Below are 11,297 nucleotides of genomic sequence, written 5' to 3' on the forward strand. Positions count from 1 at the left end.
CGGTTCCTGCTGGTGTCGGGCAAGCCGCTCCGCGAGTCGATCGCTTGGCGCGGGCCGATCGTGATGAACATACAAGAGGAGCTGAGGGCCGCCTGGCGCGAGCTCGGAGAGGGGAGCCTCGTGAAGCACGGGGGGCTTCGGCGACCCTCTGTTTATGCTGCAAGGTAACGCACTTGGAGTATCATGCGGATAGGTATAAGCATTCTTGGGCACCCAGCTGTATGATCCATGCGAGTTGTGATGATCGTGTTCACCTTACTGCGTGCGAGTAGAAATCCTCAGCCAAGCCGCGGAATCCGTCACCTAGCCCGTTGACAAGCGTTCGTGCTACACGTATCTTCGTTTCATGAGTGACAATAAGCGTTTCATGAATGAAGTTTTTCGTATCGTTAACGGTGCGCTGCGTCTCGATACAGAGAAGGTGCGGAGTTACACCGCGTTTCTTGCCGACAAGCTCGAATCGGAGGGTGATTCTTCATCCGCGAGGCGTCTGCGGAGGATGTTGGACAACACCGATCATATGCTTCGCCCTGTGGACGTCAGCTTTGCACAGTCACTCCCGGTGGATTCGGACAGCCGGTTCGCGCTCGTTGAGCGTGTTGCGCTCAGGAGCGATGAGCCGCAGTTAGTGCTGACATCCGACCAATGGCGCGTGGTGCATGAGTTCCTGAGTATTGCGAAGAGCCATGCGTTACTGGACGCCGAGGGAATCCACGGATCCATCAACCTTCTCATGTACGGGCCGCCTGGCACGGGCAAGAGCAGGCTGGCAAGGTTCATCGCCGGTGAACTTGGGCTTGAGCTGTACGTCGCCCGCCTCGACGGGCTGATTTCCTCGCTGCTCGGCAGCACTTCCAAGAACATTAGGGCGCTCTTCGACTTTGCCGCTCGTACCCCCTGCGTTCTCTTCTTGGATGAGTTCGACGCGATCGCGAAACTGCGTGGCGACACTCAGGAGCTAGGCGAACTGAAGAGGGTAGTGAACAGCTTCATCCAGAACCTGGATTCTCTCGGCTCTCAGTCGATAGTGCTGGCCGCGACCAATCACCAGGATCTCCTTGATTCCGCAGTGTGGCGCCGTTTCGGATATCGTCTAGAACTAACCTTCCCCGATGCCAATCAGCGCAAGGCACTCTGGGTAGGCTTCCTGGGTTCGCTTAGTTTTTCGACCCGAGACCTCGATGTGCTTGTAGACTTGTCAGATGGGCTAACAGGGTCAGATATCGAAGAAGTATGCCGCCGTCTCAAACGCCTGGGGGTCGTTACCGACTCTGAGTCCAACCTGGGCGACGCGTTCCTCGTCCTCCTCAATATTGGAATCGGAGAGGAGGGATCCCGTCGCTTCGTTTCGAGATTACGAGGTGAGAATCCTGAGGGCCTTATCCGCATTCTGCGTGAACGCGATGAAAGACTTTACAGCTTGGCGGTTCTAGCTGCGCTATTGGGCGTCTCTAAGTCGACTGTGCACAGGCTGGTGAAGGAAGACCAGCCCGCGGAGGGGGTTGAGCCACATGGCGTCTGACAACGAGTATCCAAGTGCCGAGCGTCTTCCAATTAAGCTTGTCATGCCCAATCAGGGTGTCGAGCGACGGGTAAACCCGGGCGGTGGAAAAGCGGTTCCCTTCAGGACGGTAGACAGCGCGTATCGTGTTGGCCTTGTGCATCAGGTTGCAGCGTCGCGCTCGGCCCTGTCGCACCCACTACAGGACGTTGGCGTTGCACCACTCCGCGTGAAGCTCCTGAGCAAAGCGATAGCGAAGAGCCATCGGCCCGAGCAGCTGTTTTCGTCCCGAACTTGTCCAATCATCGGTGCAGGAGGGCCTGGAGAGCTGTTCGTGAAGGCGACACCGACAGGACTCGACGCCCTTGAGTCCAGGATTCGCAATGGTTCGTCCAAGCGTCTCCTGAAAGAACTATCCAGCGTGGAATCGATTGAACCGGTGACGCCGGTTGCCAGACGGCGCGGACAATCGTCCCTGGACATTCTGCGCCACAGTCCAGGGGACGCCAACGGCTACATTACCAAGGTGAGGCTGTTCTGTCTTGATGGCGATGAGGACAGTCAAAGACTAGTCGTCGACTTCGAAAACGCATGCAATCGCCTAGATATCAAAGTGAGTCGAGCGGGTTACTCGACCTCGAGCTGCACGTACTCGGCCGAATGCCGCACGACGAACCAGGTAGAGGACTTGTCGTCCGTTGTCGGCGTTCGGTCTATCGTACCCATGCCCGTGCTGCGGAGTGTGCGCCCACATGCGCTGAACCCAAGCTCACTCCCAGTCTTGCCAGCTCGCGAAGATGTCGATGGCGATGTCCCGGTGGTGGTTGTGGTTGACAGCGGCATTTCTTCGGCAGTCTCTGGTATGGAGTCGTGGGTAGTCGGTCGCGAGTCTGTAGTCGCCCCGCCCTACCGCAACGAGGATCACGGGACCTTCGTGGCTGGTCTGATTTGCTGGGGAGATATCCTTAACCCTAACGTAGCAGGGATAGACTCCGGTCCGTGCGCCGTGTTCGACCTTCAGGTCCTCCCGAATGGAGATCCGGCCAAAGGGAGTGTGGACAATCTCACCGAGCAGGAGTTGCTTGGGACGCTCGAAGACGCCCTGCGGCGACATGCCAACGACTTCAAAGTCTGGAACCTGTCGTTGGGCACGGACTCTGTTTGTTCACTCGACGAGTTCTCCTCGTTTGCGGAGGAATTGGACAATCTGCAGGAGAGATATCAGGTTTCGTTCGTCATCAGCGCAGGCAACTACACCACTCGGCCCCTGCTCGGATTCCCAAGAGCCGGTCCCGAGATTGATGCCGGAAGAATCACGACACCGGCGGACAGTGTGCTTGGAATAACCGTAGGCTCCCTCTCTCATGTCGACTACACGGGGGCAGGGCCTAACAGCGACGAACCCGCACCCTACTCCCGTCATGGAGCCGGACCGAACTACGTGATCAAGCCTGACCTCATGCACTACGGCGGCAGCTGCACAGTCGATGGCGGGCAGACTAGAGGCGTTCGATCGGTCTGTAGTGGAGCATGTCCCGGTGGTGGTTGTGGTTGACAGCGGCATTTCTTCGGCAGTCTCTGGTATGGAGTCGTGGGTAGTCGGTCGCGAGTCTGTAGTCGCCCCGCCCTACCGCAACGAGGATCACGGGACCTTCGTGGCTGGTCTGATTTGCTGGGGAGATATCCTTAACCCTAACGTAGCAGGGATAGACTCCGGTCCGTGCGCCGTGTTCGACCTTCAGGTCCTCCCGAATGGAGATCCGGCCAAAGGGAGTGTGGACAATCTCACCGAGCAGGAGTTGCTTGGGACGCTCGAAGACGCCCTGCGGCGACATGCCAACGACTTCAAAGTCTGGAACCTGTCGTTGGGCACGGACTCTGTTTGTTCACTCGACGAGTTCTCCTCGTTTGCGGAGGAATTGGACAATCTGCAGGAGAGATATCAGGTTTCGTTCGTCATCAGCGCAGGCAACTACACCACTCGGCCCCTGCTCGGATTCCCAAGAGCCGGTCCCGAGATTGATGCCGGAAGAATCACGACACCGGCGGACAGTGTGCTTGGAATAACCGTAGGCTCCCTCTCTCATGTCGACTACACGGGGGCAGGGCCTAACAGCGACGAACCCGCACCCTACTCCCGTCATGGAGCCGGACCGAACTACGTGATCAAGCCTGACCTCATGCACTACGGCGGCAGCTGCACAGTCGATGGCGGGCAGACTAGAGGCGTTCGATCGGTCTGTAGTGGAGCTTGCGCAGAAGATATGGGCACGAGTTTCGCGGCACCGCTCGTGTCCAAGACCCTCGCCCAGATATACCATCGAGTCACGCCCACACCATCGCCGGTTTTGGCTCGTGCACTGCTGACCCATCATGCCCGGGATCCAAGAACCAACCTGCGAGTTCCCGACGGTCAAGAGGACTTCTTCGGATTCGGGCTGCCAACACCCGCACCCTACTGCCTAGAATGCACTCTCAGTGCTGCGACGCTCGTCTTTGACGATGTGCTCCGTCCAGGGTTCGACCTTGAGTGGGACTACTTCCCGTATCCGGAATCGCTGACCCGCGATGGCAAATTCTTTGGCGAGGTCTGGATGACTGTCGCCTTTGCTCCGGCTCGAGGATCACGCTGGGGTTCGGAATACTGCGAGAGCCATATCGAAGCTCATTTCGGCGTGTATCGGGACCGTGTGAATCAGGAGACTGGCGAGATCACGACGTACTTCGAGGGTCTGGTTCCGCCAGAACACAAGAACCCAGGCGTGTTGTACGAGTCCTACCAAGTTTCCGCCTTACGGAAGTGGGCGCCGGTACGGACATATCACGGAGACCTCGGCGCACGAGGCAAGAGTGGCGATCGCTGGCGCTTGAAGGTGAGCCTGCTGAATCGCCACGGTGCGGAGGTGAAGGGCGATCAATACCGGCCTCAACCGTTCTCTCTAGTTGTCACGATTGCGGATCCCGGGGGTGCTGCCCCCGTTTATGACGAAATGGCGCGAAGCCTCAAGAGTCGCTTCCAAGCTCAGAACCTAACGCTTCGCAGTGCAGCTCGCGTTACTAGATTCGTATAGTGGAACATGAGTCAAGATGTGTTGCACTCGCTGTCCTACACTGGCAGGTGAGTCCGGACGGTCGGTTCGCGTACCTGTTCGAGGGCGCGGGCACATTCGGCGCGCAGGCAACGCCGGTAACCGCCGAAGGCGGCACGCTGGTGCTGTTCGGCGACGGCGACTCGGTGTCGATCTCGTCTGCCGAGGAAGGCACTCGGTTCTGGCTGGTGTTGGACAAGCCGCTTCACGAGCCGATCGCATGGCGCGGGCTCGAAGAAGCTTCGTGAAGAAAGGGGGGATGTGAGGCGGTTGGGGAGCGTCGGCTGCCCCATGCTCATGGTGCGAGGTAACGCATTTGGAGTATTATGCGGATACATGGCATGTAAGCATTGTTGGGCATACACGAGGGGGAGCGGCGACGCCTTTGGAGTTCGTCGCCAGTATTGTCGGTTCGCTCGCATGGCCAGCGACGGCCCTGTTTGTTTTGTGGGTTCTGCGCAAGCCACTGGCGCAACTCATTCCACTTCTTCAGCGCCTCAGGTATCGGGATATTGAACTCGACTTTAGCAAGAAGCTCGAAGAGGCCCGCGAAGTGACTACGATGCTTGAGTCTCCAGGACGAAGAGCGCTTTCGACTGAACAGAGCACGGCTGTGCAGCTTGCGCTTGTCTCTCCCCGAGCCGGAGTGCATGAGGGGTGGCGCACGCTTGAGTCGGCGATACTGACCGCCGCGCACTCCCTCGGCGAATCTTTCTTCCAGGACCGCAAGCCCCTCGTAGTGTCTGCGATCACGGTGCTTGAGAAGTCCGGCGTGATTAACCGCGACTTTGGGGATGTCTTGGAGGGCCTCAGGGAGTTACGAAATGAGGCATCACACGCTCCAGATTTTGCCGTTCCGGTCTCTGAAGCACTCGACTTCATACGCACGTGTGAACAACTGGCGAGGATTCTTCTTGACCGTGCGGACGAAGCCAAACAAGTGCAGGAACCCGACGCCTTGCAGCGTTGACGGCCTTCGCGCGATACACTCAACCTGCGCGGGTTATGCGAAACTAAGTTGGGCCGAACTCAGAGGGGGAAATGCGTTTGAGACCGAGCGACATCGACGATCTGGCCATAGAGGAAGTCTGCGAGCGCGTTGTGCTACTCACGTCCGACACGATGGCATTCTGGAAGACCGCCACTGGTTGGGCTCCCGCAGAAGCGGCCGGGCTCCTGAGTCGCTCGATGCTCGAATGGCAGGCCTCCCTTGCGGCATCTCTGCCCCGCTGGATTCATGCCTCGGAAGACGGTGATTTGATCCTCGCGTGGGCTAATCTTGGTGCCCTCGTCGAAGGTATGCTGCGATTGTTCCTCTGTGTCTACTACGCGGACTACCAAGATGATGAGCAACCTATGTGGATGAGCGGGAACGTGCAGCAGCCTGATGAGGCATCCCTAGAGCTACTCCGGCAGTTCTTCGTCAGCAGTGTCTGGACTGGTGAGTGGAACTGGAATTCCTACGTCCAGTTTGTTCAGCTCCGGCGGAACGCGATTCACGCCTTCCGCCCACGCGACATTGGCACCTTTGATGAGTGGCGAGCTGCCTTGCGCATACACCTGGCCTTCGTCTGCGACTTGAATGATCGACTGCCGTATCCGGCAGGGGGATTCACTCCCCGGGAATGGTAAGGTCTGCCCAACAATGGCTCTGACACCGACAAGATGAGGTCCGCGAGTTACGCTCAATAAGACGAGGCAAGCTCTGCCTCATTTTGACCGACATGGGAAGCATAGACGTGTCTGTCGCCGAGGCTCGGCACTTCATCGTCCCCGACATGCTGAACTTCGCCACAAGGATATGTCTCAGGGCAGAGCACTTCGAGTATCATTCGGGTAGGTACAAGCATTGTTGGAGACAACACGCCACGATCTTGGGTGTCGTAGATGTCAGACTCAGATGCGATACTGCACATGTGGTGGATGGCTTCACCAATCTTGCTCGAACTACTCGAAGGGTGTCGCGTGAACTATCCTGTTATTAGTTTGTTCTCCGGTGCCGGTGGCCTTGATTTAGCTGCTCACCGTTGCGCCGAGCCGCCACTCGTCCAAGATGGAGCGCACAGCCCACTCCGTGTCGCCATTGCGACAGACTACTGTGACATGGCACTCAAAGCGTTCAGTGCCAACTTCAAGGGTACTGCCACCCTCGCGGGTGACATCCGCGAGATCAAGTCGTCCACCCTACTACGTGAGGCTGGTCTTGTTCCCGGCGAGGCGACATTGCTCGTCGGCGGTCCGCCGTGTACACCATTCTCGAAGTCTGGATTCTGGATCGCCGAGAAGCGGAACAGTATGGACCCCGATGCTTCGCTTTTGGACGAGTACGTCCGTATGGTCAGAGACGCTCAGCCGGCAGCGTTCATCTTGGAGAACGTGCAAGGTCTCACTTACAAGACGCATCGCAGGCAGTTCGATCGACTCATTGCGCAACTCTCGGACCTTGGATACAACCCACGCTGGCAAGTGCTGGTCGCCGCGGACTACGGTGTCCCTCAACTGCGTAAACGTGTCTTCGTGGTCGGTCGGCGTGACGGCATTCCGTTCCACTTCCCAGCACCCACGCACGGCGGAGTAAGTGAGCGACAGGACAACTCCCATCCTGATCGCCTACCGTATGTAACTGCCCAGCAAGCGTTCGCCGGCCTTTCTGACATCCCAGAGCCGGGCGAACTGGCCGAAGGGGAGTTTGCGGAATTGCTGGCGGAGATTCCCCCGGGGCAGAACTATCTGTGGCACACGGATCGGCTTGGCGGCCGGGATGTCTTCAAGTGGCGTACGCGCTACTGGACGTTCCTGCTTCGACTGCACCCAGATCGACCGTCTTCGACGATTCAGGCCCAGCCGGGGCCGTGGGTTGGGCCATTTCACTGGGAGAACCTGCCCACCTCAGAAGGTGATATGCGCGCCCGCCGACTCCGCATTCCTGAGTTGCTTCGCCTCATGACTTTTCCAGACGACTTCGTGGTGGTTGGCAATCGGATGAGTGCGCAACGCCAGATAGGTAACGCCGTGCCACTGGAACTCGGCAAGGTGGTAGTCAGGACACTGCTGGAGCAGATGGGTTTGCTTGAGTCGCTGCCCGTAGATTCACCGGCACACAAGGGGATGACAGTTGGATTACTTGCGGGCTAAGCATCGACTGTCTGAGGCGCTCGACCTTGCGCGCTCAGAGGACGAACTCCCCGAGGAATGGATCGGGCACGCTCGCGAGATGGCGGCTGAGCCGTACAAGACCTTCACGCCGTTTCTCGGGACTGCACTTTTGGCAAAGGCCACTGATCCTAGTATTGACCCCCGTTCCATCAAGGAAAACTACAGCCCCCGCTCATATTCTGTGCGCTCTCTTGCGCACGGCGTCCTTGTGCCGCGATTGATCGAGGAGCACATCGACATTCGCAATCGCGGGCCCGAACCAATGAATAATCAACCGTTTTTCCGCTACGACCATGTGGATACCATTGAGCGAGTGAGGCGGCCTGACGCCCTCGAGAGATTGAAGGCTGTATTACACAAGGTTGATGCGCTGAGTGCCGACAGTGCGCAGTTGGCACTTGCGGCCTTCATTCGTCAACGGCTCGAGGCTACTGGCATGACTGTAATCCCAGTAATCGACGATGTGATTGTCTCGCTCGACTTGCTCGTCGAGTCTATGCGGACCTTCTTGGCTGAAGATGCTGAGAATGGCAAGCGCGCCCAAGGTATAGTTGCGGCCTTGGCTGACTGTGCGTTTCATGATGTTGGAACTGCTCGGGTGAACGACCCTTCGCGTCACTACCCAGGTGATGTCGTTGCACTTGATGACGGGTTGGTGCTTTTGAGCGTCGAAGTTCGCGCGAAGCCGGTCACTGCACCCGAGGTCACACGTTTTGCTCGTGAATGTGCCGCTGCAGGTATCTCTCGCTGCATCATTGCAGCGTTTGCGGGTAACCAGCCACAGCTCGACGGAGATGCACTCGCTGCGGACGCACTGTGCTTGGGAACCATCCTGCGCATTCATTACTCGGCGGAGGCAATGCTCTACTCATGCCTTTCATGGCTGGACGGGGATGTCGGTCCGGTCATCCGTGCGCTGCCTCAGCGTATTATGTACAGGCTGGATGAAATTGAGGTTCGGCAAGAGTCGCTCGATCGTTGGGCCGCGCTCTGTTCGGGCTAGGTGGGGCGAGCGTGGGGCAGCGCGATTAACGAAAACGGGAGATGCTCTGACCGGCCTTTGACAGTCATGATTTCCGTAAAGGGGTGCAAGTAATGAGTGTTTATGAGCCTCCACCAGCATGGAATCCGCCGCCAAAGAAAGTGGCATCTCCCAGTTACAGGGGGGAGGATAGTACAGCAGTGATTTACGAGGCTGTTGGTCGAGCCTTGAGCACATGGGAGCATACGGAGTCAGGCCTCATAAAGCTATATCAACTTCTTTGCGAGACAAAGTCCCTTGCGGCGTGCAGAGCGTATGGGACTTCCGAGTCAGTGTTCGCTCGCCATCTATCCCAGAAGTATGCGGCGAGCGAGTTTTTCTTGAGCCGAGACAGAGATGACCTGCTCGCAGTTGAGTCGTTGTTGAAGATTTACTACGATGCTGCACAGTACCGTAATCAAATAGCGCATGGAATGGCCCTCCAACCACACGCATTTGGCTACTTTTTGTGCCCGCCATCTCACTCTTCGCGTCGAAGAGACACTCCGCGTCCTACACAATAATGGGGATTCGGCGCAAGCTACTATTACCGGGTTGCAGAAATAGATCACTGCAGTGCGCACTTCGAAAATATTCTGAAAGCAACCATGTCGCTGGTGCTTTATCTGAATGACAAGTATCAGGTTCTTGATTATGGTGATTTACATCCCTAACTAGCGGGGGCAAGATCTCAACCAAGTAGGATAGCTGCCTAGTTGCGTTCAGAACCAGACTCTGGCACTAGCAACGAAAGGGGTGACTCCCAATGGCTCTCGTTCTCGCAATCGTAGCGGTCCTGGCGATCATCTACGTCGTTCCATTCGTCATCTATGCAGGTGCCAGCGCGCTGCGCCTGGTGGACATCCCGTCGGAAACATCGCCACAGCGCTTCCTGCTCGGCGTGTTGGTCACGAAGCTGGGGACGGCAGCGGCTTTCGTGCTGATCCTGCACCTTGGTTGGCCAGGCGGCTGGCTGACGTACTCGCTGATCTGGTTCGCCATGTTCGCCGCGAGTGAGATCGGTGATGCTATCTCGGGTCGCTCGAGTTGGGCCGAAGCCTTGCTCGGAGTGTTGTCCGAAGCCATTTACGCACCGCTGGCGGCCCTTTCGGCATTTGCGATACTCGGTATCGGGTAGAGTGATCGTTGCAGGACGCCAAGTGCAGGCAAGTTCGATGTGAGGCGGACGAGCGGCTTATCGATGGGAGGTGTGTTTCTGTGCAGCAATGCGCTGTGTGCGGTGCGGAGGTCGACGAGGTGCCACGCTACCCTCGATATGCTTGCAGGACGTGCGTCGAACGCGCCGTGTCCAAAGACGGCCGGCCGGTTGCATTCTTCAACCTGCCTGGGACGATGGGCCTTGGGTGCCTCGGCGTGTACAAGGACGATGATTCGCCGTACGACGACACACGTTGCTTCATCGACGGGGTCGAGTGCGTCGCAGGGGAAGCGCGGTTTGGCGGAATCGTCGTTCAAGCGGTCTGAGGTACAGGTCATCCGCCGGATGCGGACCGAGTAGATACGTTTGGAGAGCCAGTGGATCTTCGCAGTCGATACCGAGGCTGCCTTCTCGGGCTAGCCGTGGGCGATGCTGTTGGGACGACGGTCGAGTTCAGGGCGCGCGGCACCTTCGCGCCTGTGGTCGACATGGTCGGGGGTGGCCCGTTTGGGCTCGAGACTGGTCAGTGGACCGACGATACTTCCATGGCGCTTTGCCTCGCCGCCAGCCTGATCGAACGCGGCGGTTTCGATGCGCGGGACCAGATGCGTCGGTATCTCGACTGGTGGCACCATGGCTACATGAGTTCGACTGGCGAATGCTTCGACATCGGTAACACGGTCCGAGCGGCGCTTGCCCGGTTTGAGAGGAACGGCGACCCTTTCTCGGGCTCTGACGATCCCATGACTGCCGGCAACGGGTCTTTGATGCGGCTCGCTCCAATCCCGCTGTTCTTCCATCCCGATACGGCTGCTGTAACGCACTACTCGGCCGAGAGTTCGCGCACGACGCATGCGGCACCGGAGGCGATCGAGTGCTGCATGTTGCTCGGCAGTGCGATATGCGCTGCGCTGTCAGGGGCGTCGAAGCACGCGATACTCGAAGTCGGCGACATCGGCCTGCAGCAGCCTAGGGTGGTGTCGATCGCGGGCGGGGAGTATCTCCGCAAGGAGCAAGACGAGATCCGGGGCAGTGGGTACTGCGTGGCCTCCCTTGAGGCGGCTTTGTGGTGTTTCGCGCGAACCGATTCCTTCGGCGACGCGGTGCTTTGGGCAGCGAACCTCGGCGACGATGCCGACACCACGGCGGCCATCGTCGGGCAGATTGCGGGCGCGCACTACGGCGAGGAAGGGATTCCGCAGCACTGGAGAACGCGCGTAGCGCTTGCGGATGAGATTGCGGCTATGGCGGAGGGGCTGTTGGATCAGGGGGAGTGTCGCTGACTTTGGTGGCTTCGGCTCGGCCCGCCGGATGCCCTGGTGGACTCCATTGAGATACGCTAACATGTACGTAATGGTGTCCCGAAACTCT

12 protein-coding genes are annotated in these 11,297 nt (G+C 58.3%); all 12 read left to right on the forward strand.

Going from position 1 to position 11,297, the window contains the following annotated elements; all coding sequences use genetic code 11:
* The coding region (locus M1617_04155; GenBank protein MCL5887484.1) for a pirin family protein at positions 1-168 on the forward strand (168 nt) is incomplete at its 5' end.
* Between the two features lie 178 nt (positions 169-346).
* The gene (locus tag M1617_04160; protein MCL5887485.1) at positions 347-1,522 is read left to right on the forward strand and encodes an AAA family ATPase; all 1,176 of its coding nucleotides are present in this window, start codon (positions 347-349) and stop codon (positions 1,520-1,522) included.
* Between the two features lie 313 nt (positions 1,523-1,835).
* Positions 1,836-3,056 carry a S8 family serine peptidase gene (locus tag M1617_04165; protein MCL5887486.1) on the forward strand — a complete coding sequence of 407 codons (1,221 nt, stop codon included), beginning with the start codon at positions 1,836-1,838 and terminating at the stop codon, positions 3,054-3,056.
* Complete coding sequence (locus M1617_04170; protein MCL5887487.1) at positions 3,040-4,572, forward strand: S8 family peptidase; 1,533 nt, start codon at positions 3,040-3,042, stop codon at positions 4,570-4,572. Before M1617_04165 ends, M1617_04170 begins: the two co-directional genes overlap by 17 nt.
* Complete coding sequence (locus M1617_04175) at positions 4,572-4,838, forward strand: hypothetical protein (GenBank protein ID MCL5887488.1); 267 nt, start codon at positions 4,572-4,574, stop codon at positions 4,836-4,838. Before M1617_04170 ends, M1617_04175 begins: the two co-directional genes overlap by 1 nt.
* 137 nt (positions 4,839-4,975) lie before the next feature.
* Positions 4,976-5,560 (forward strand): hypothetical protein, encoded by a 585-nt coding sequence (locus M1617_04180; protein ID MCL5887489.1) that lies wholly within the window; start codon positions 4,976-4,978, stop codon positions 5,558-5,560.
* Positions 5,561-5,637: 77 nt separating this feature from the next.
* Positions 5,638-6,222: a hypothetical protein gene (locus M1617_04185; GenBank protein MCL5887490.1), complete on the forward strand. Its 585-nt coding sequence runs from the start codon at positions 5,638-5,640 to the stop codon at positions 6,220-6,222.
* A gap of 255 nt (positions 6,223-6,477) precedes the next feature.
* On the forward strand, positions 6,478-7,725 hold the full coding sequence (locus M1617_04190) for a DNA cytosine methyltransferase (GenBank protein ID MCL5887491.1): 1,248 nt from the start codon (positions 6,478-6,480) through the stop codon (positions 7,723-7,725).
* Entirely contained in the window at positions 7,706-8,749 is a 1,044-nt protein-coding gene (locus tag M1617_04195) for a restriction endonuclease, SacI family (protein ID MCL5887492.1), read from the forward strand. The genes M1617_04190 and M1617_04195 overlap by 20 nt, the downstream gene beginning before the upstream one ends.
* A gap of 784 nt (positions 8,750-9,533) precedes the next feature.
* Complete coding sequence (locus M1617_04200; GenBank protein ID MCL5887493.1) at positions 9,534-9,905, forward strand: hypothetical protein; 372 nt, start codon at positions 9,534-9,536, stop codon at positions 9,903-9,905.
* A gap of 119 nt (positions 9,906-10,024) precedes the next feature.
* Positions 10,025-10,252, forward strand: coding sequence for a hypothetical protein (locus tag M1617_04205; GenBank protein MCL5887494.1), 228 nt, complete (start codon positions 10,025-10,027; stop codon positions 10,250-10,252).
* A 51-nt stretch (positions 10,253-10,303) separates the two neighbouring features.
* Positions 10,304-11,209, forward strand: a complete 906-nt coding sequence (locus tag M1617_04210; protein MCL5887495.1) for an ADP-ribosylglycohydrolase family protein — start codon at positions 10,304-10,306, stop codon at positions 11,207-11,209.
* Positions 11,210-11,297: the final 88 nt, after the last annotated feature.

The organism is Actinomycetota bacterium, assembly GCA_023488435.1.
In the GTDB taxonomy this organism is placed as follows: domain Bacteria; phylum Actinomycetota; class Coriobacteriia; order Anaerosomatales; family UBA912; genus UBA912.

Coding starts and splice junctions, on each gene's coding strand:
- M1617_04200 (MCL5887493.1), top strand. CDS start 9,534: ATGGCTCTCGTTCTCGCAATCGTAGCGGTCCTGGCGATCATCTACGTC.
- M1617_04190 (MCL5887491.1), top strand. CDS start 6,478: ATGTCAGACTCAGATGCGATACTGCACATGTGGTGGATGGCTTCACCA.
- M1617_04160 (MCL5887485.1), top strand. CDS start 347: ATGAGTGACAATAAGCGTTTCATGAATGAAGTTTTTCGTATCGTTAAC.